The organism is Streptomyces sp. NPDC048600 (assembly GCF_055587025.1).
Genome location: NZ_JBVJGZ010000024.1, coordinates 40,098 through 59,657 on the forward strand (window position 1 = coordinate 40,098; position 19,560 = coordinate 59,657).

The following is a 19,560-nucleotide window of genomic DNA, read 5'->3' on the forward strand; positions in this document are numbered from 1 at the left end:
CCTGAGTGACTGTCAGGAAGCACTATTCGTAAGGACGTTGCCCCTTCCGCCCAGAGCGCAGTTGTTCAGCAGCGTCGTCGAGTCCGCCCCCGCGGGCAGGGCGATCGTGCCGGACGCCGGGGGGCGGTGGCCCTTCGTGAGCCAGGTCTCCAGTGCCGTGAATGCCGTGCGGTGGCAGGGTGTGAGGGGGCGGAGGCGGTTCGGGAACATGTCGGTGAGGGCGTCGGTGTGGGTGCCGCCCTCGACACGGTAGTAGCGGTGCAGCGGGGCGCGGCCGGCATCACGGACCATGCGGGCGTAGACGTCGGAGTCCTGGGTGATCGGGAGCAGGACGTCCAGGGTTCCGTGGATGGTGATCAACGGTCTGGCGATGCGTCCGGTCAGGGCGATCTTCCGGACGGCCCGGCGGACCTCGGCGGGGCGGGACGCGTAGTCGTAGTCGGCGTCGCAGGCGGGTGTGCCGCTCGTGCAGTACGGGGTGCCGGCCTCGGTCGCCCCGTCGAAGCCGGGGTCGAGCTCCTCGCGGTAGATGCGCTGGGTCAGGTCCCAGTAGATCTTGTGGTGGTAGGGCCACAGGAACTCCGACCCGGCCGGGTAGCCCGCCGCGTGCAGGGCGTCCTGCGCCCGGCCTGCGTCCTCGCCGCCGGCGGCGTAGGCGGGATAGGCGCGCAGCGCGGGCGGCAGGAAGTCCAGGAGGGTGGGGCCGTCGGCGCGCCAGAGGGTTCCTTCCCAGTCGACTCCCCCGTCGTAGAGCTCAGGATGGTTCTCCAGCTGCCAGCGCACCAGGTATCCGCCGTTGGACATGCCCGTCACCAGGGTGCGCGCGGGCGGGCGGTGGTAGTGCCGGGCGACCGTGGCGCGGGCGGCGCGGGTCAGCTGGGTGAGGCGGTCGTTCCACTCCGCGATCGCGTCGCCCGGTGCCTCGCCGTCACGGTGGAAGGCGAGGCCGGTGTTGCCCTTGTCGGTGGCGGCGTAGGCGTAGCCGCGGGCGAGCACCCAGTCGGCGATGGCCCGGTCGTTGGCGTACTGCTCGCGGTTGCCGGGGGTACCGGCCACCACCAGGCCGCCGTTCCAGCGGTCGGGCAGCCGGATGACGAACTGGGCGTCGTGCTGCCAGCCATGGTTGGTGTTGGTGGCGGAGGTGTCGGGGAAGTAGCCGTCGATCTGGACACCCGGGACTCCGCTCGGGACGGCGAGGTCCTTCGGTGTCAGGCCCGCCCAGTCGGCCGGGTCGGTGTGTCCCGAGGCGACCGTGCCGGCCGTGGTCAACTCGGCCAGACAGGAAGCCTGTTGGTGCTCGGCGCCCGGCACGCGCGGCTGTGTCCGGGATACGCAGTGAGGTGCCGCGCCGGTGGTGTCGGCCGTGCTCCCCGGCGCGGCCGCGGCCGGCACGGGACTGAGCACGAGGGCGGCCAGGGCGAGAGCCGTCGGTATCCCTCTCTGCCGGGAGCGAGAGGGGGAGTTGGGTGTGGGACGACGCATCTGTGTGCCTCCGGAGTGGCGTGCTGGGATGCGCGGGAGGCTATGGCGCGGACGCGGCGCGCCCTATGGGTGCGGGCACCATCGTCCGGCCTCCGTCGGTGGTCGCCGACACCACCGTGCCGCTGTCGCCCACGACTTGACTCACTCCAGTCGCGCCGTGCACCGGGTCCCATACCCCGTCGGTCTCCGGCCCGGCCATGGATGCCCGTCACACAGGCCCCGGCTCAACCCTGGCTGCCCCGCCCATGCCGCCCTCACCGCGACGCCCGGATGATGCACGCCACATCGATCCCGGGAGATCCGGCGTCGTCGAGCCGCAGAGCATCACTCAGTCATCACCCCGCCATCACCCAGTCATCGCATCAGGAGGCAGTCGTCATGGGACAGTCGCACCCTCCGCACCGGTTCGCCAGGAGCCGCGGATTCCTCGAGCGCGTCCGCCGCCGGCTCATCGTCGGGGCCGGAGCACTGGCCCTCACCGGTGGCCTGGTCGCCGTCGGCCCGCCCGCGCACGCCGCCGGACTGACCCAGGTCACCGGCTTCGGCACCAACCCCGGCAACCTGTCCATGTACACCTACGCACCCGACGCGCTGCCGTCCGGCGCCCCGCTCGTAGTCGCCCTGCACGGCTGCACGCAGAGCGCGAGCGACTACTACGCGAACTCCGGCTGGCCGAAGTTCGCCGACCGCTACGGCTTCGCCCTGGTCTTCCCGCAGACGAGCGGTGCCAACAACGCCAACTCCTGCTTCAACTGGTTCGAGCCGGGCGACAGCAGGCGGGGACAGGGCGAGGCGCTGTCGGTCCGGCAGATGATCGACAAGGCCGTCTCGCTGTACGGCGGCGACAGCCGGCGAGTGTTCGTCACGGGCCTGTCGGCGGGCGGCGCCATGACCGCCAACCTGCTCGCGGCCTACCCCGACGTCTTCGCCGGCGGCGCCGTCGACTCCGGCATCCCGGCCTCCTGCGCGACGAGTGTGTCGGCCGCTTACACGTGCATGTACAGCCCACCGGACAGGACCCCCGCCCAGTGGGGCGACCTGGTGCGCGCCGCCGCCCCCGCGGGCACCGGCACCTGGCCCCGTGTCGCCGTCTGGCAGGGCACCGCCGACACCACCGTCCGGCCCGCCAACGCCACCGAGCTGCGCGACCAGTGGACCGATGTGTGGGGCACCGGCCAGACACCCTCCCGCACGGAGAGCCTCGGCGCGGCCACCACCCTGTCCGTCTACGACGACCCCTCCGGCCGGCCCGCCGTCCAGGTCTACTCCGTCTCCGGCATGGCACACGGCCTCGCTGTCGACCCGGGCAGCGGCCCCGAGCAGTGCGGCACCGCGGGCACGTACTACCTCGACACCATCTGCTCCAGCTACCACACCGCCCGCTTCTGGGGGCTGGACGGCGGCGGGCAGAACCCCGGTTCCCTGCCCGCGCCCACGGGGCTGAAGGTCACCACGACGACCGGCACGACCGCCGCCCTCACCTGGACCGCCGTGCCCGGCGCGGCCTCGTACCACGTCTTCCGCGGCGGCACGAAGGTGGGCAGCACCGCCTCGGCCGCGTACACCGACACGGGTCTCGCCACCGGGACGACGTACACCTACACCGTGGCGGCCGTGGACGCGGCGGGCACGGCGGGCACACTCTCCTCCGCGGTGACAGCGACCACCACCGGCCACACCCCCACCTGTCACACGGCGAGCAACTACGACCACACGGTCGCCGGACGCGCCTACCAGAGCGGCGGCTACACCTACGCCCAGGGCTCCGGCCAGGCGATGGGTCTGTGGAACACGTTCACCACCCACACCCTCCAGCAGACCGCGCCCGGCCACTACGTCGTGGCGGACGACGGCTGTCCGGCGTGAGAGACAGCAGGTGACTCACCGTCAGCCCGGTCGCGGCATTAATTCGGTGGGGCGTCGGCCCACTTGTGTCCTACGGTTTGCAACAGCTCAGGTGCGCAGGCGACGGATACTTCGAATTGGGATCGAGTGGCCGCAGGTTCGAGTCCTGCCACCGGTTTCGGCCGGTGTAGCTCAGTTGGTAGAGCACTATGTGCCGTCGCCGATCTGATCTCTGAGCCCATAACTTCACAGCACCTCCCGGTGCGCGGGCCGCGGCTCCTTCCTGTAAAGAACACGCCGCTGCCCATTCTGAACTCGGGAGGCACGACGCAGGAGTGCCCGGTGCGCAGGCAGCGGATACTTCTCCTTCCAAGAGAGTGACGCGGGTTCGAATCCCGCCGCCATCCATGGGGTGGTGTCGTCCAGCGGCCCAGGACACTTGTGTGACCGCCGCCGATCCGATCTCGGGCACCCTCGCGTCGTCGTCTCCCTCCTTTTTTGGGGGGTTTCCTTTTCATGTCCCGTTTCAACCGCCGCGCGTCCCGCACGGCCGCCCAGTCCCCGGTCACCACGACCGGTGAGCGCACCGCCACCTTCGAGGGCGGAGCCGCCTTCGTGCGCGACGCGCGCAGTGACCTGTTCCTGCTCGCGGTCGTCAACATGGTCGGCCAGGACACCTTCTACGAGAAGGCGGGCGCCCGGGACGACCGTTTCCGCGGCCTCGTACGGCAGCTCGCCGTGGAGGACCCCCGGTGGACGGCCGGTCTGCTCGGCTGGCTGCGCGGCTCGGCGAACATGCGCAGCGCGGCGCTGGTCGGCGCGGCCGAGTTCGTGAAGGCACGCGTCGACGCGGGACTCGACGGTCACTCGCGCCAGGTCGTGGCGTCGGTGCTCCAGCGGCCCGACGAGCCGGGCGAGTTGCTCGGGTACTGGGCGCAGTCGTACGGACGCCGGCTGCCCAAGCCGGTCAAGCGCGGCCTCGCCGACGCCGTGCGGCGCATGTACAACGGCAAGGCGCTGCTGAAGTACGACACCGCCTCGAAGGGCTACCGCTTCGGCGACGTCCTCAACCTCGTGCACGCCGCGCCGGACCCCGACAAGCCGTGGCAGGGCGAGCTGTTCCGGTACGCGCTCGACCGCCGTCACCACCCCGAGACCGCGGTCGCGCCCGCGTCCGACCGGACGCTGACCGCGCATCGGGAGCTGATGGCGCTGCCCGTCGCCGAACGGCGCGCGGTCGTCACCGGGCCGGACGGCGTGGAGCGGCTGAAGGCCGCCGGTATGACGTGGGAGGCGCTGGCCGGATGGCTCCAGGGCCCGATGGACGCCGCCGCGTGGGAGGCCGTCATCCCGTCGATGGGCCTGATGGCCCTGACCCGGAACCTGCGGAACTTCGACGAGGCGGGTGTATCCGACGCCGTGGCCGCCCAGGTCGCGGCGCGGCTGGCCGACCCGGAGGAAGTACGCAGGTCGCGGCAGTTCCCGTACCGGTTCCTGTCCGCCTACCGGGCCGCGCCGTCGCTGCGCTGGGGTCACGCCCTGGAGCGGGCGCTGGCCGCGTCCACGGCGAACATCCCGGCCCTGCCCGGCCGCACCCTCGTCCTGGTCGACACCTCGGCGTCCATGACCGGCCGGGTGTCGGCGCGCAGCGAGATCCGGCATGTGGACGTCGGCGCCCTGTTCGCGGTGGCCCTGGCCGCGCGCGGCTGCGAGGTCGACCTGGTGGGCTTCGCGAACAGCGCCTTCCGGCACCCGCTCGTGCGGGGCGGCTCGGTGCTGCGGCAGGCGGACGAGTTCTGCGCGCGGGTCGGCGAGGTCGGTCACGGCACGGAGACGGTGGCCGCGCTGAAGGAGACGTACGCCGGGCACGACCGGGTGGTGATCGTCTCCGACATGCAGGCCTTCGCCTACCCGGGCCACTCGGTGCGGGGCCTGTCGGTGTCGGAGGCGGTCCCGGCCGGGGTCCCGCTGTTCGGTCTCAACACCTCCGGCTACGGACCGGCCTCGATCGACACCGGCAAGCCGAACCGCTACGAGGTCGGCGGCTTCTCCGACCAGCTGTTCACCCTGGTCGACCTGCTGTCGCGGGGACGTGACACGGGCTGGCCCTGGGAGGGCTGACGCCTGCCCGGCCCCTTCCCGCCGCCATCCGCGGCGGCCGGGAAGCGGCCGGACGGGTCACCGGCGCGGCGCGCTCCGCGCCTTCCGGGCGCCGGGCACCCGGGCGGTTAGCGTGCGGTCATGGCACTCGGCCTGCTCCTCGCACTCTGCGCCTCCGTCCTGATGGGAACGGCGACCGTCTTCCAGGCCCTCGGCGCCCGGGCCGTCGCCGCCCGCGGACCGGGAGCGGCGGTACGGGCCACCTGGCAGTGGCCGTTCCTCGTGGGGATCGTCCTCGACACCCTGGGTTTCGGGGCCGAGTTGCTCTCGCTGGACTCGATCCCGCTGTTCCTGGTGGAGGCGGCGGTCGCCGGGTCACTGGCCGTGACCGCGGGGGGCTCGGCCGTCATGCTGCACGTCCGGCTGCGGCGCGCGGAGTGGGTGGCGGTGGCGGCGGTGTGCTGCGGGCTCGCGCTGATGGCGGTCGCGGCCGGCCGTGAGCGGGGCGGGGACGGTGACAGCACCCTGCGGCTCGCCGTGCTGGCGGGCTCCGTCGCGCTCGCGGTCGTGGGCCGGCTGATCAGCGCCCGTTTCGGCGGTGAACGCCATCGGGCCGCCGTGCTGGGCGGTCTCGCGGGCCTCAGCTTCGGGCTGGTCGCCGTCGCCGCGCGGCTGCTGCCCGGCCTGGACGTGCCGGAAGTCCTCACCGACCCGGCCGCCTACGCGGTGGTCTGCTCCGGCATCACCGGCTATCTGCTGCTGATCGAAGCCCTCCAGGCGGGCGCGGTCACCGCCGCCACGGCGGCCATGGTCATCGGCGAGACGGTCGGGCCTGCGGTCTTCGGCGTCGTCTGGCTCGGCGACACCACCCGGCACGGCCTCGCCCCGGTCGCGGTGACCGGTTTCGCGCTGTCCCTCACGGGCGCCCTGGCACTGGCCCGCTTCGGGGACGCGGAACAGCCCGCCTCGTAGCCGTCGGCAGCTCGTCCCTTGGCCGCGTGCACGAACCGTAGAACCGTCCGTGCGCGGTCCCGCACTTTCGGGCGTTCCGCCAGTACGCCGGTGCGCGCGTCCGCGGGAAGACTTCCTGTCAGACGCCGCGGCGGTCCCAGGGCGCGGGGACGGGGCCGCGGCACGACGGGGAGGACGGCACGATGGCTGTGCAGCTGTACGACGAGATCGGCGAGGCGTTCGAGGGGTTCAAGACCCTGCCGCTGGCGCGGTACGTGGAGGTGCCCGGGTTCCTGGCGCTGGCCGGGGACGTGCGCGGCAGGTCGGTGCTCGACCTGGCCTCCGGTACCGGCTTCTACAGCAGGGAGTTCAGGAGGCGGGGCGCGGCGGAGGTGTTCGGCGTCGACATCTCCGGTGAGATGGTCGCCGTGGCACGGCAGTTGGAGGAGCGGGAGCCGCTCGGGGTGCGGTACGAGGTCGGGGACGTCGCCGAACTCGACGTTCCCGAGGCACACTTCGACATCGCCACGGCCGTGCAGTTGCTCAACTACGCCGACGACGTGGCCACCATGGAGCGGATGTGCCGGGCCGTGCACCGGAGTCTGCGGCCCGGCGGGCAGTTCTTCCTGCTCAACCAGACGCCCGAGTACCGCTTCGAAGGGCCGCCGCTGGACAAGTACGGCTTCCGCAGCGAGCTGACCGGGGAGGAGTCGGGGACCGGTCCCCGGGTGCAGATCAGCGCGCTGCTGGAACCGGAGAGCATCTCGTTCGTCACCAACTGCCCGCGTCGCGAGGTCTATGAGCACTGTCTGCGGGCGGCCGGGTTCGGCGAGGTGACCTGGGTGCCGCTGGAGGTGTCCGACGCCGGGGTACGCGAGTTCGGTGCGGGCTTCTGGGAGGACTACTACGTCGATCCCCCGCTGGTGACGCTGCGCTGCCGGGCCTGACCACCGACGTCGCGATGAGCCCCCCGAGCGGCGGAGACTCCGCTCGGGGACCTGGCCCGGCGGTGTCCCGCCGTCAGCCGAAGTCGGGGATGAGGTGGTCCGGGGCGAGGGTCGCGGCGATGCGCTGGGCGATGGTGTGCGCGGAATGGCCGTCCGCGGCGTTCGGGTTCTGTGTGGTCGAGACGGCGATGGCGAGGCGCTCGGACGCGAGGTAGTTCATCGAGGCGGAGTAGCCGAAGAACAGCGGGTGCTGCGAGACCCAGTCGCCCAGGACGATCACACCCATGCCGTAGTGGGTGGCTTTGGTCTGCGCGAGGCAGACCGTCGCCGGGCACGTGGCGGTGGGGCGGCCGAGGCCCACCGTCCCCGGGTTCAGCAACTCCCGGCGGGAGGCCGGGGAGAGCAGTTCACCGGAGCCGATGGCGGAAGCCGAGCGGGCCAGGTCGCAGATGTCGGTGGTCTGCACCGCGCCGGGCGCGGTGGTCCAGGAGGGGTTCCAGAAGGTGGACTCCTCGTACGTCCCGCGCTCGGCGGTGAAGGCGTGCAGGACAGGCGTCGGAATGTCGGGCGTGAAGCTGTTGCGGGTCTCCCGCAGGCCGAGCGGGCCCGTGATCTGGCGCCTGAGCAGGACGTCCAGCCGGGTGCCGGTGATCTTCTCCAGGGCGGCGCCCAGAAGGAGGAAGTTGGCGTGCGAGTAGCTCCAGTTGGTGCCCGGGGCGTACCACGGCTCCTGGCCGGTCGAGATGGCGACGAGTTCCTCGGGCGTCCACTGGCGGAACGGGTTGTCGACCACGGCCTGCTGGAACCCGGGGTCCCGGACGTAGTCGCGCAGACCGGTGGTGGAGGCGGCCAGCATGCGCAGGGTGATGCGGTCGCCGTCCGGGGCGTCGGGCAGCCAGCGCGAGACGGGGTCGTCGAGGCCGGCCCTGCCCTGGTCGACCAGGCGCAGAAGTGCCGTGCCCATGTAGCTGATCGCGATGTTGCCGTTGCGGAAGTGCATCGCGGGCTCGGCCGGCACTCCCGTCATCGATTCGCCGAGCGCGGTGGTGAGGACGTCACGGCCGTCGAGCGTGACCCGCAGGATGACGGACTTGAGGTCCATCTCCGCCTTGGCCTGCTCGGCGACGCGCAGGATGTCGCCCGCCGGGCCGCGCTCGGGTACGTGCCGGGAGGCCACGCAGGGGCGGTGGTGGCCGCCGGGTCCTGCCGTGCCGCCGGTGGCGGTGGCCGGGACGCCGAGGGCGATGAGCGCGGTGAGTGCGGTGACCGCGGCGATGCGCGGCCGTGACGTGGAACGGGCTGGTCTCATGGCCGGAGTATTGGCCGGGAGCGGCGGCCCGGCGGCCCGCGGACGGCCGACCCGCGCGAACATCACCCGTCCTGCCCGCGCGGCCGCCGCACGCCCTTCCCGGGCGCCGCACCCCGGCCTCGCACACCGTGCGCCCCACCGGCCCCCGTCGCACGCTGGCTCCATGGCTACCGAACATCCCGTCGCCGTGTACCCGCCCTCCGGGGACGGAGGCCGGCGCGTCCGCATCAACGGCCGCTTCGTCGGTATCGCGTACGGCGTGCTGGACGTCGCCGCCTTCGTCCAGGAGGCCGGGCTCCAGGACTGGGACGAGATGGACGTCGTACGGTCCGAGCTCATCGAATGGCGGGGCGGCGGGCCGGACGCCTGGAAGGTCTGACGCACGGGTTCGCCCCCGAGGCGGTACGGCTCAGCCCTGCGCCTGTCCCCGCTCCTGCTCCTCCTCCGGCTTGTGGCCCCAGACGGTGAGCATTCCGGCGGAGAGGGCGGCGCATTCCTCGGAGCCCAGGTAGAGGATGCCCGCGTCGATCGCCGCGTCGTCGACGAGGCCGGTGGCGAGCATCGCCGCTCGGCTCCGCTCCCAGGTGTCCGCCCAGAAACGGCTGAGCGGGCTGCCCGGCACCAGCGGCGGCACATGGATCTCGGCGGCGACGGGCCGCAGCCCGGCCCCGCGCAGCAGGTCCGGGTAGGCGGGCACCCAGGAGACGTCGGTGCCGATGGTGTCCTTCAGGCCCTGCCACATCGCCCGCATCACCTCGGTGTACGGCGTGGTCGGCGTACGGTCGCTCGTCAGGTCGACCGCGTCGCTGAGCACCAGGACGCCACCGGGCTCGACCAGCTCCGCCAGCGCGCTGATCAGGCGTTCGCGCTCGGGCAGGTGCATCAGGAGGAAACGCGCGTGGACGAGCCGGAACCGCCCGGAGACGACGGTGCCGGGCGCGGTGATGTCCCCTTCCAGCACGTCGAGCCCGGGTGCGGGCCGCTCGGCGAGGAACCGTACGTCGCGGTCCACGGCGAGCACGCTCTCCACCCCGGCCTCCTCCAACAGCCGGCGGGAGACCGTGCCCGTGCCGGCTCCCACGTCCAGGCAGCGCCATCCCGGGCCGACTCCCAGCTCCCGGAGCCTCGCCATGGTGATGTCGTCGTAGGCGAGGGCTCCGTAGTCGATGCGCTCGCCCTCGCCCTCCTGCTCGGGGCGGAAGACGGCCTCGCCGTAGCGTCCGCCGTCCGGAGCCTCGCCCTGCGGTGCGGTGGTCATGGCGTCACCGCCACCGGCGTGGCGTCGAGGGTGTCGCCGGGCCCGGGGCACGGGAGCGGCGGGGCGTCGAACGGTTTCATGACCGGACCTCTTCACGCGCTGGAGTGATGCGGGGCCGCCCGTTCCCCGGGCCGCCGGTCCACCGATCCTCCATGGGCCGCCCGCCACCCGGCCGAGGCGCGCCGCGCCTGATCCGATCGGCCCAAGCCGACCCGCGCCACCGCCTCCGGCCCGCACCGGGCGACCGGGGCACCGGGCGCGGTGCCGCCCGCTCACTCGTTCGGCCCCGCCGAAAAGGGGGAGGCGTACGGCCGTCGGCTTTCGCAGAATGACCGGCATGACCTCCCTGCACATGAACCCGTTGTTCAGCCGCCTCGCCGACGCGGAGCGGATCCTCGTCGCGGGCGCGGGCGGTGGATTCGACATCTACTCCGGCCTGCCGCTGGCCCTGTCGCTGCTGCACCAGGGCAAGGAGGTCCATCTCGCGAACCTCTCCTTCAGCGCGCTGGAAGGGCTTCCTCTCGACGACTGGGCGGCCGAGGACCTGGCCGTCGTCACGCCCGGATCGGCCCCGCACCAGAGCTACTTCCCGGAGCGGACCCTCGCGCAGTGGCTGCGGCTGCACGGGTACGAGCCCAGGGTCTACGCCTTCGCCCGGACCGGCGTGCGGCCGCTGCGCGCCGCCTACCGGGCGCTCGTCGCACTGCACGACATCGACGCCGTGGTGCTGGTCGACGGTGGCACGGACATCCTGATGCGCGGTGACGAGGCGGGACTCGGCACTCCGGAGGAGGACATGGCGAGCGTGGCGGCGCTGGCCGCGCTGGACGACGTGCCGGAGCGGTTGGTGGTGTCGGTCGGCTTCGGGGTGGACGCCTACCACGGTGTGAACCATGTGCAGGTCCTGGAGAACATCGCCGCGCTGGAGCGGGACGGCGCGTACCTCGGCGCCTTCTCCCTGCCGCGGGCCACACGGGAGGGCGCGCTCTATCTCGACGCCGTGGCCCACGCCCAGCAGCACACCCCCGAGTATCCGAGCATCGTCAGCGGTTCCGTCGCGGCCGCGGTGCGCGGCTCGTTCGGCGACGCGCAGTTCACCGAACGCACCCGGGGCACCGAGCTGTTCGTGAACCCGCTGATGTCCCTCTACTTCGCCTTCGACCTCCCGGGCCTGGCGGCGCGCTGCCTGTACCTCGACCTCATCGAGGACACCCACCTGATACGCCAGGTCCACTCGCGCATCGCCGAGTTCCGCGACACCGTGGTGACCCGGCCGCCGCGGCAGTTCCCGCACTGACGACTACTGGGCCTGGGCGCCGTGTCGGGCGAGGGCCTGTCGGCGTCGTTCGAAGTCGGGGATCTCGCCGGTGATGTACTCGGCGGTGACGGGCCGGTTGTACTGGGCGGTGACGCCGAGCAGCGCGCAGGACCGGGCCACGCTCTCGGGCGAGGGGTCGGCGGCCCGGGCGCGCTCGGCGGCCCAGACGTCGTAGACCCGCCAACGCAGATAGTGGCGGCGCAGGTTGGACGTGCCGACGGGCCTGCCGCCCCGGCCCGTCAGGCCCTTGGTGGCGAGCAGCGCGGAGAGTTCCTCGCCGCTGGGCTCGGCGCCGTTCTCGTCCCGGTACGCGGCCCAGGCCAGGTAGTAGCGGTCGGCGGCGGTCAGTTCCGTGCCCTCGTCCGACGGGGACCCGGCGGCGGGGGCGTCCGCCTCGGCCGCCGGTGCGGACGGTTCGGTGGTCCCGCTCGCCCCGCCGTCCCCGTCAGGGGTCTCGTCGCCCTGTTCGCGGTCCAGGATGCCCGCGAAGTAGTCGGCGATGTCGTCGCCGGTGATGGGCCGGCCGTCGGCGCCCGTGATGCCGTCGCGCTGGTACACGTACGTGGCGAGTTTCTCGGCGTCGGGGGAGGTGCCCGTGTCCCGCGTGTAGGACCGCCAGGCCTCGTGGAAGTAGTCGAACCACTCGTCGGTGGGCTCCTGTTCCGCGGGCGCGGACAGAGGTTCCTCGGCCGGTGCGTACCGTTCCTTGAGGGCTCTGAGCAGCGGCTGCACCTGCTCGTCGGCGAGGGGTGCGCCGGCCGCGGTGGAGATGCCGTAGGTGTCGCGGAGCCAGAAGGCCCATTGCGCGGCGGTCGGTTCGATCTTGAACTGGTCCAGGAAGGCGGTGTAGGCGTCGGCGAACCGTTCCACACCCTCGTCCGTGGTCGCGAGGGCGGGGCGCGGGCGCGCGGTGGCCGGTGCAGCCGCGCGCGCGGGCTGCTGCTCCGGGCCGCCCGCGGCTACGGGCGCGGGCCCTGCGGTGAGGGGCGCGGCGCCGCCGGTGAGGGGCGCGGGCCGCGCCGCCGTGCTCTCGGAGGCGGTCTCGTGCCGCTCGGGCGCCATGATCTGCTCGGCCGTGTGCCGGACACCGCGGTCGTCGAGCCCGGCGGCGGCGAGGCCGGCGGGGGCGGTCTCGGCGAGGGGGACGCCGTAGCGGGCCAGGCGCAGCGGCATCAGGGACTCGACGGGGGCCTTGCGGCGCCAGGCGCGGCCGTAGCGGGAGCGCAGGCGGGCCTGGTAGACGAGGCGTTCCTGTTCGAGCTTGATGACCTGGTCGTAGGAGCGCAGCTCCCACAGTTTCATGCGGCGCCAGAGCAGGAAGGTGGGCAGCGGGCTGAGCAGCCAGCGGGTGAGGCGCACGCCCTCCATGTGCTTGTCGGCGGTGATGTCGGCGATGCGGCCGATGGCGTGCCGGGCGGCCTCGACGGAGATGACGAACAGGACCGGGATCACCGCGTGCATGGCGGTGCCGAGCGGGTCGGGCCAGGCGGCGGCGCCGTTGAAGGCGATCGTCGCGGCGGTCAGCACCCAGGCCGTCTGCCGCAGCAGCGGGAACGGGATGCGGATCCAGGTCAGCAGCAGGTCGAGGGCGAGCAGGACGCAGATGCCGGCGTCGATACCGATCGGGAAGACGTAGGAGAAGCTCCCGAAGCCCTTCTTCACGGCCAGCTCGCGCACGGCCGCGTACGACCCCGCGAAGCCGATACCGGCGATGATCACGGCACCGAAGACCACCACACCGATGAGAACGCGGTGCATCCGTGTCAGCTGTATGGGCGCGGCCACCCGTCATCCCCTCCTGCGGTTCGGAGGGTTCACCCTGTCATGCGGGGGTGCCGGACGCATCGGCCGGGGGGTGTTCGGGTCCGTGCGACGCGCGTACGGCCGGGCTGTCACTCGTTCGCGTGAAAGACCTTACGCCACGCCGAGCGGCCGCATGACCTGGGTGTCCTCGGGGATGACCAGGTCAGCGATGGCGGAGCAGGTGTCACAAGGGAGCCCGTTCGTGAGCGATGTCGTCTTCGTCGCAGATTTCACCTCCGATCGCCAGTGGGTTGCGGGGCGTTCATGGGCCTATCCGGACGGAGGCCCCACCAACCCGGGCGACAACAAGCTCGATTACCTCACCTCTGATCCCAGCTACAGCCGTACCGGCACCTTCCGTGCCACCCGTCGGCCGGACGGGCTGTGGGACGCCGGTCTGCTCACCACCGAGGAGAGCCCCGAGGGGTTCATGGTGCGCACCGGCGACCGGCTGGAGACCCGGGTGCGGCTGCCGGTCGGGATGGGGGCCTGGCCGGCGATCTGGACCTGGCGGGACGGGGGCAACGAGGTGGATGTCTTCGAGTACCACCCGGACAACCCGGATCTGCTGGAGCTCACCAACCACGTCCGCCGCAGCGGGAGTTACGTCCGCAACAGCGCGGTCCGGCCCGGTGCCGTGATCAGTCTGAGCGTGACGTTCGGGCGGCGCAGTGTGGTGTGGCTGCTGAACGGCAGGCAGGTCTTCGCCGACCAGCGCGGTGTCGGCTCGGGCTGGCACGCCTATCTCATCGTCAACCTGTCGGTCTGCGCGGGCCGTTACCACCCGAAGCCCGATCCCGACGCGCGCGAGCTGTCGTACGGGGTGGAGAGGCTGACCGTGCGCCGCCCAGTGGTGCCGGGGCTGTGAGTCGGCGGTCGCCGGACCCAGAGCCGTGCCGTGCGACGTCGGATGCCACACCTGTGACGGCGGCCTCGGATGCCGGACGGGTGCGGGCGGGCTCGGATGCCGGACCGGAGGCCGCGTCGGTGAGCCGGGCGTCCACCGGCTCACCGAACAGCGGGGTGGAGGAGATTCGGAACAGCGGATCGTCGAGAGCCTCACGGACGTCTGCCGGGATACGGTGGTCGCCGAACGCGGCTGCGAGGATCGCGACTTGGGGGTGGGGGCTCCCGAGTCCTGCGGGCGGTGCGGCTACTGGAGCGGGGCCGGGCGGTCGTAGACGTTGTCCGGGGTCACGATCTCGGTGATCGCCCGGGCGACCAATGAGGACGGCTCCTGGCCCTGGTAGGTGATGTCGGTGTTGAGCATGAGCACGAGGGTCGCCTTGCGCGAGGGCAGGTAGACGGTCACCGTCTCGTAGCCGGGGATGGAGCCGTTGTGGCCGATCCAGCCGCCGCTTTCGAAGATGCCGAGGCCGTAGCTGGTGCCGGGGTGGCCCGTCGGGAGCATCCTGAGCCGTTCGGCCTGGGTCTGCGGGCTCAGCAGGGTGCCGGTGGCGACGATCCTCGCCCAGCGGCGCAGGTCGTGCAGGTCCGAGATCATGGCCCCGGCCGCCCAGGCCCAACTCGGGTTCCAGTCCGTGGCGTCGGTGACCTCACCGGTCAGGGTCTGGTTGGTGTAGCCGCGCGGGTGGGGGTCGGGGATGGCGGCGTCGACGGGGAAGACGGTGTGGCGCAGCCGCGCCGGGCGCAGGACCCGCTGCTCGATGAAGTCCACCAGGCTCCGGCCGCTGACCTTCTCGACGACGAGGCCGAGCAGGACGAGGTTGGTGTTGGAGTACTGGAACTGTGTGCCCGGGTCGAAGGTGTTGTCGTGCTTGAACCCGTACGCGAGCACCTCGTGCGGGGTGAACACGCGCTGCGGGTCGCTCAGCAGGTCGTGCTGGAAGTCGGGGTCGTCGGTGTAGGGGAAGAGGCCACTGCGCATCTCGGCGAGCTGGCGCAGGGTGATGTTCTCGCCGTTCGGCACATGGTCGACATAGTCGGAGATCGGGTCGTCGAGTCCGATCCGGCCCTGGTCCACGAGCTTGAGCAGGGCGGTCACCGTGAAGGTCTTGGTCTCGCTGCCGATGCGCACGAACACGTCGGTGGTCATGGGCGCGCGGGTGACGGTGTCGGCGACGCCGGTCGCGCGGACGTAGCTTCCCTTGCCCGGCATCCACAGTCCGGCGACGATGCCGGGGATGCCGGCCTGCCTGCGGACGTCCTCGATGGCCTTGTCCAGCCGCGCGGTCAGCTCGGGGCCCAGACCGCCCGGCGGGCAGTCGTCTCCGTGGTGCCGGTCGACGCCGGGGGCGGGGTGGACGGCGGCGGCGGGGGTCACCGCGAGCGGGGTGAGCATGGACGCCACGAGCAGGGCCGCGGCGAGCAGACGGCGGGAGGGGGTACGTCGCATGTCTGGCGCCTCTTCGGGGTCAGGGGGCTTCAGACGGCAACATCACCATCCGTGGCGCCGATGGCGGCCCTGGCCAGGGTGGACGTCCGGACGAGTCCACTCGTTCGGAGCCACCCCGGGAGCGCGGAGTCGGGCGGGCTCGACGGGGCAGGTCACCGGGACTCTCGGGGCGGCCGGCCTCGGGCGTCGTGAGGATCACCGGCCGGGCCACGCGGCCGACCGTGTCCGGTCCCTTCCCCGGGAGCGACTCGGGGAGGGGGACCAGGCCGTCGCGCGGTCTCGGTGACTTTCCCGGGCGACGGGCCCCGGGCGGGCCCGATACCGTACCGGCCAGTAGGGCGTGGGCGGGTGTCCCGCGCGATGGGAGGGGACCGGGCATGGAACGGCAGTGGAGGCTGGAGGAGAGCGCGACGGTCGACGCGCCGCCGGCGGTCGTCTACGGGCTGGTGTCGGACCTGCGCAACATGGGCCGCTTGAGCCCGGAGTGCCGTTCCGTGTGGGTGCCGCGGCCTCCGGCGCGGGCGGGTTCGCGGTTCGTCGGGTTCAACAGGCGTGGCCCGTTCGTCTGGTTCACCGTGGGCCGGGTCGCCACCGCGCGGCAGGACACCGAATTCGCCTTCGACGTCGGTGTCTTCGGGCTGCCGATCGCACGGTGGGGGTACCGGTTCGAGGCCGAGGGCACGGGGACGAAGGTCACCGAGTTCTGGCAGGACCTGCGGACCGAGGGGTGGCGGGGCAGGGCCGCCGAGCTGCTCGGCACGGTGTTCGCCGGGACGAACCCCGAGCGCCGCGTCGCCCTCAACCGGGCGGGGATGCGTACGACGCTCTCGCGGATCGGGGAGGCGGTGGTAGCGGGACTGAGGTGAGAGGCGGGTCGACCGGGAGGCTGAGAGGGGAGAGGCCGTCGAGCGGGACTCGGTTGTGGCGGGGGCCGGGACGCGAGGGGCCGGTCGAGCGGGACACGTTGATGGCGGGAGGCTGAGCGGCGAGGGGCCGGTCGAGCCGGACCCGGTGGTGGCGCCGGGGCGAGGCGGGGCTGAGGCTTCCCGGGGCCGGGCTCACTCCCCCTGTGTCCAGCGCGCCTCACCCGTGCCGAGCGTGATCACCGCCCTCGGTCGCATCGGCCCCTCGGCGCGCCGGGACAGCACGACCAGCTCCCCCACCACGGCCGACAGCGTGCCGAGCCGGGCGGCACACTCGGCGGCCAGGGGTTTCGGGTGCTGCGTCCGGCCCAGGGACAGATGCGGCGTGAAGCGCCCCTCTCGACGGCCGCACAGCGGGAACCGGGCCTCCAGTTCCCGGTGCAGGCGCTGCCACGGGGCGGGGTCGGCCGCGGCGGGGTCGAGCCACACCGTCGCGTAGTGCCGGTGCCGGAAGTACCGCACCCCGACCAGCCGCGCCGTGAACGGCCCGCACTCGGCGGCGCCCGCCGACAGCAGCGGTACGGCCTGGCCGAACGCCTCCTCCGGTACGAAGCCGAACAGCAGGTTCACATGCGGGGGCCACCGCCGGATCTGCGGGTCGTGCACCCACCGGATGTCCTGGATCGCCGGCCACAGCTCCGGGGGCGGCAGCCATGCCACCGCCGTCCTGGGCGTCGGCGCGACCTCGGCGGCGCGGACGGGCTCGGCCCCGCCGTAGGGCGGTGTCCCACTCACCCGGCCATCGTCCCAGGACCAGGGCCCACACACACCGCCCGGCCCGGCCTCACCCCGTCCTCGGCCCACCGGCCCCCCGCGCACCGACCCTCTCGAGGGCCGCGGCCAGCAGGCCGGCCAGCTCGTCGACGACGGGCGGCCGGGCGCCCGGCCTGCCGACGGCCAGGATCTCGCGGTGCAGGGGGTCGGCCTCCGGCGGCAGGGCCACCCGCTCGACGCCTGTCTCATGGCCCTCGGCGAGCAGAGTCGCCGGGATGAAGCCCACCGCGAGGCCCGCCCGGATCATGGCGAGCATGCTGTGCAGGTCGTCGGTCTCCAGGGTCACCTGGGGCGCGATCCCGAGCCGGCCGGCCCAGCGCTGCAGCAGCCGCCGGTCGGGGTTGCGTGCATGGCCCGAGACCCACTCCCGTTCCAGGCAGTCGGCCAGTACGGGCGGGCGTCGGCGCCCCGGTTCGGCGCCCGTGACCAGGACGAGCGGTTCGCGCCCGAGGAGGGTGACGGTCAACGAGTCGGACGGGGCCGGCGGGTCCTCGGGCAGATAGCGGTAGGCGACGAGCAGGTCCAGGTCCCCCGATGTCACCCTCGGCACACCCTCGTCCGTCTCCACGACGACGAGCCGGAGCCGGGGGCCGCCGCGCCGCGCCCTGAGCGTGGCGAGCACGCCCGGGAGGAGGTACGTCATGGCGCTGGGGTAGATCCCGACGCGCAGTTCGGCGATCTCCCGGTTCGCGATGCCCGCCGCGGCGTCCTGGAACCGGGCGGTCGCGTCGAAGAGGGTCTCGGCCGCCCGCGCGAGCGAGCGTCCGGCCCCGGTGAGGACCAGGCGGCTGCCGGGGCGGCGGACGATCAGCTCGACGCCGAGGTCGCGCTCCAGCGCGGCGACGTGCTGGGACACCGCCGAGGGCACATAGCCGAGTTCCGCGGCGGCCTCGGCCATCGAGCCCCGCCGGACCACGGCGAGGAAGGTGGCCAGGAGCTTCAGATCGGGCTGGGACTTCATGACGGGCCTCATGGACGGCTCTACGGATGGCTTCGTGGACTGCTTCCCGGGGGACTTCAGGGCGCGAGCAGCCCCGGACACCATCATGGACTCTGAACTCTCTCTTCAAAATCCATCGCTTTACGTGTCGTACGGCGGAGGCCAGAGTAGACCGTACGCCGACAGAAAGCCGGGACCATGGCACTCGACCTCGCGGCCCTGCGGGCCCACTTCCCCTCGCTCGCCGGAGGACTCGCCTTCTTCGACGGACCCGGTGGCACGCAGACCCCGCGCCCGGTCGCCGACGCCATCGCCGCGACGCTGACCGGGCCGCTGTCCAACCGGGGCGGTGTGAGCCCGTCCGAGCTCAACGCCGAGCACGCCGTCGCCGGATTCCGCGCCGCCTTCGCCGATCTGCTCGGCGTACCGGCCGGCGGCATCGTGCACGGCCGCAGCGCCACCCAGCTCACCTACGACTTCTCCCGCCATCTGGCCAAGGGCTGGAGCGCGGGCGACGAGATCGTGCTCAGCCGGCTCGACCACGACGCCAACGTCCGCCCGTGGGTGCAGGCGGCCGAGCGCGCGGGCGTGACGGTCCGCTGGATCGAGATCGACGCCACGACCATGGAGCTGGACCTCGACTCCTACGAGCGGGCCCTGTCCGCGCGCACCCGGCTGGTCGCGGTCACCGCGGCGTCCAATGTGCTGGGCACCGTGCCTCCCGTGCGCCGGATCGCCGACCGGGCGCACGCCGTCGGCGCGTATGTGTACGTGGACGGGGTGCACTACGCCGCGCACCGTCCGGTGGACGTGTCCGCCCTCGGCGCCGACCTGTTCGTCTGCTCGCCGTACAAGTTCCTGGGGCCGCACTGCGGGGTGCTCGCGGCGGACCCCGAGTTCCTCGGGACGCTGCGCCCCGACAAGCTGGTGCCGTCGTCGGACGCGGTGCCGGAGCGCTTCGAGTTCGGCACGCTGCCGTACGAGACGCTGGCGGGCGCGACCGCCGCCGTCGACTTCCTCGCCGAGATGGACCCGGGTACCGGAACCACGCGCAGGGAGCGACTGGGCCGGTCCTTCGACTCGCTGCACGAACACGAACTGGCGTTGCGGACGCGGCTGGAGGAGGGGCTGCGGGCGCTGGGCGACGCCGTCACCCTGTACTCGAAGGCGCCCGAGCGCACACCCACGCTGCTGATGAACCTGGAAGGCCGTGACGCGCGGGAGGCGCAGTCGCATCTGGCGGCGCGCGGTGTGGTGGCACCGGCCGGATCGTTCTACGCGTACGAGCCGTTCACCGCGCTGAAGCTGCCGGACCCGGCCCTGCGGGTGGGTCTGGCGCCCTACACCACGGACGACGACGTCGACCGGCTGCTCGACGGACTGGCCACGTTCCTCTGAGTCGGGCGAGCGGCCTGGTCCTACGAACCGGCCCGGGGACTGTCGCCTCACGGACCGGCACGGGGCTGTCGTACGGTTCGAGCGGGCGCCGCCGGTTCCGCTGCGCCGGGCGGCTTCCCGAGGGCCTTTCCGACCGCCGGACAATGGCCGGTCGAG

The 19,560-nt window shown here is 72.7% G+C and carries 16 protein-coding genes; 9 read left to right on the forward strand and 7 right to left on the reverse strand.

Translation table 11 applies throughout. The features are described 5' to 3' along the window. Positions 1-12: 12 nt before the first annotated feature. Positions 13-1,482, reverse strand: coding sequence for a 3-hydroxybutyrate oligomer hydrolase family protein (locus tag ACZ6SQ_RS28065; RefSeq protein ID WP_469566786.1), 1,470 nt, complete (start codon positions 1,480-1,482; stop codon positions 13-15). A gap of 378 nt (positions 1,483-1,860) precedes the next feature. Here ACZ6SQ_RS28065 and ACZ6SQ_RS28070 point away from each other — a divergent pair, with 378 nt between their 5' ends. From ACZ6SQ_RS28070 to ACZ6SQ_RS28085, 4 genes are all read left to right on the forward strand, one after another. Next, entirely contained in the window at positions 1,861-3,348 is a 1,488-nt protein-coding gene (locus tag ACZ6SQ_RS28070) for an extracellular catalytic domain type 1 short-chain-length polyhydroxyalkanoate depolymerase (RefSeq protein WP_469566788.1), read from the forward strand. 495 nt (positions 3,349-3,843) lie between these two features. Further along, positions 3,844-5,448 carry a TROVE domain-containing protein gene (locus ACZ6SQ_RS28075; protein WP_469566790.1) on the forward strand — a complete coding sequence of 535 codons (1,605 nt, stop codon included), beginning with the start codon at positions 3,844-3,846 and terminating at the stop codon, positions 5,446-5,448. 120 nt (positions 5,449-5,568) lie between these two features. After that, complete coding sequence (locus ACZ6SQ_RS28080; RefSeq protein ID WP_469566792.1) at positions 5,569-6,399, forward strand: DMT family protein; 831 nt, start codon at positions 5,569-5,571, stop codon at positions 6,397-6,399. A 182-nt stretch (positions 6,400-6,581) separates the two neighbouring features. Next, complete coding sequence (locus tag ACZ6SQ_RS28085) at positions 6,582-7,325, forward strand: class I SAM-dependent methyltransferase (protein ID WP_469566795.1); 744 nt, start codon at positions 6,582-6,584, stop codon at positions 7,323-7,325. 73 nt (positions 7,326-7,398) lie between these two features. Here the strand turns inward: ACZ6SQ_RS28085 and ACZ6SQ_RS28090 are convergent, their stop codons facing one another. Beyond that, entirely contained in the window at positions 7,399-8,634 is a 1,236-nt protein-coding gene (locus tag ACZ6SQ_RS28090) for a serine hydrolase domain-containing protein (RefSeq protein ID WP_469566797.1), read from the reverse strand. A gap of 163 nt (positions 8,635-8,797) precedes the next feature. Here ACZ6SQ_RS28090 and ACZ6SQ_RS28095 point away from each other — a divergent pair, with 163 nt between their 5' ends. Continuing rightward, positions 8,798-9,013, forward strand: a complete 216-nt coding sequence (locus ACZ6SQ_RS28095) for a hypothetical protein (RefSeq protein WP_469566799.1) — start codon at positions 8,798-8,800, stop codon at positions 9,011-9,013. Positions 9,014-9,043: 30 nt separating this feature from the next. Here ACZ6SQ_RS28095 and ACZ6SQ_RS28100 read toward each other — a convergent pair whose 3' ends face one another. Continuing rightward, positions 9,044-9,892: a methyltransferase domain-containing protein gene (locus tag ACZ6SQ_RS28100; RefSeq protein WP_469566801.1), complete on the reverse strand. Its 849-nt coding sequence runs from the start codon at positions 9,890-9,892 to the stop codon at positions 9,044-9,046. Positions 9,893-10,229: 337 nt separating this feature from the next. Here ACZ6SQ_RS28100 and ACZ6SQ_RS28105 point away from each other — a divergent pair, with 337 nt between their 5' ends. Further along, positions 10,230-11,189: a DUF1152 domain-containing protein gene (locus tag ACZ6SQ_RS28105; RefSeq protein WP_469566803.1), complete on the forward strand. Its 960-nt coding sequence runs from the start codon at positions 10,230-10,232 to the stop codon at positions 11,187-11,189. A 3-nt stretch (positions 11,190-11,192) separates the two neighbouring features. Here ACZ6SQ_RS28105 and ACZ6SQ_RS28110 read toward each other — a convergent pair whose 3' ends face one another. Continuing rightward, complete coding sequence (locus ACZ6SQ_RS28110) at positions 11,193-12,968, reverse strand: DUF2637 domain-containing protein (protein ID WP_469566980.1); 1,776 nt, start codon at positions 12,966-12,968, stop codon at positions 11,193-11,195. A gap of 247 nt (positions 12,969-13,215) precedes the next feature. Here ACZ6SQ_RS28110 and ACZ6SQ_RS28115 point away from each other — a divergent pair, with 247 nt between their 5' ends. After that, the gene (locus tag ACZ6SQ_RS28115) at positions 13,216-13,881 is read left to right on the forward strand and encodes a LamG domain-containing protein (protein ID WP_469566805.1); all 666 of its coding nucleotides are present in this window, start codon (positions 13,216-13,218) and stop codon (positions 13,879-13,881) included. Between the two features lie 285 nt (positions 13,882-14,166). Here ACZ6SQ_RS28115 and ACZ6SQ_RS28120 read toward each other — a convergent pair whose 3' ends face one another. Continuing rightward, the gene (locus tag ACZ6SQ_RS28120; protein ID WP_469566808.1) at positions 14,167-15,369 is read right to left on the reverse strand and encodes a serine hydrolase domain-containing protein; all 1,203 of its coding nucleotides are present in this window, start codon (positions 15,367-15,369) and stop codon (positions 14,167-14,169) included. A gap of 377 nt (positions 15,370-15,746) precedes the next feature. Here ACZ6SQ_RS28120 and ACZ6SQ_RS28125 point away from each other — a divergent pair, with 377 nt between their 5' ends. Then, the gene (locus ACZ6SQ_RS28125) at positions 15,747-16,235 is read left to right on the forward strand and encodes an SRPBCC family protein (protein ID WP_469566809.1); all 489 of its coding nucleotides are present in this window, start codon (positions 15,747-15,749) and stop codon (positions 16,233-16,235) included. A 192-nt stretch (positions 16,236-16,427) separates the two neighbouring features. On the opposite strand, the gene ACZ6SQ_RS28130 is transcribed toward ACZ6SQ_RS28125, so the two are convergent. Together ACZ6SQ_RS28130 and ACZ6SQ_RS28135 are read right to left on the reverse strand one after the other, a co-directional pair. Then, on the reverse strand, positions 16,428-17,027 hold the full coding sequence (locus ACZ6SQ_RS28130) for a 2'-5' RNA ligase family protein (RefSeq protein WP_469566811.1): 600 nt from the start codon (positions 17,025-17,027) through the stop codon (positions 16,428-16,430). A 49-nt stretch (positions 17,028-17,076) separates the two neighbouring features. Next, entirely contained in the window at positions 17,077-18,027 is a 951-nt protein-coding gene (locus ACZ6SQ_RS28135) for a LysR family transcriptional regulator (protein ID WP_469566813.1), read from the reverse strand. A 177-nt stretch (positions 18,028-18,204) separates the two neighbouring features. On the opposite strand from ACZ6SQ_RS28135, the gene ACZ6SQ_RS28140 reads away from it, so the two are divergent. Next, positions 18,205-19,404, forward strand: a complete 1,200-nt coding sequence (locus ACZ6SQ_RS28140) for a cysteine desulfurase-like protein (RefSeq protein ID WP_469566815.1) — start codon at positions 18,205-18,207, stop codon at positions 19,402-19,404. The last annotated feature ends 156 nt before the right edge of the window (positions 19,405-19,560 follow it).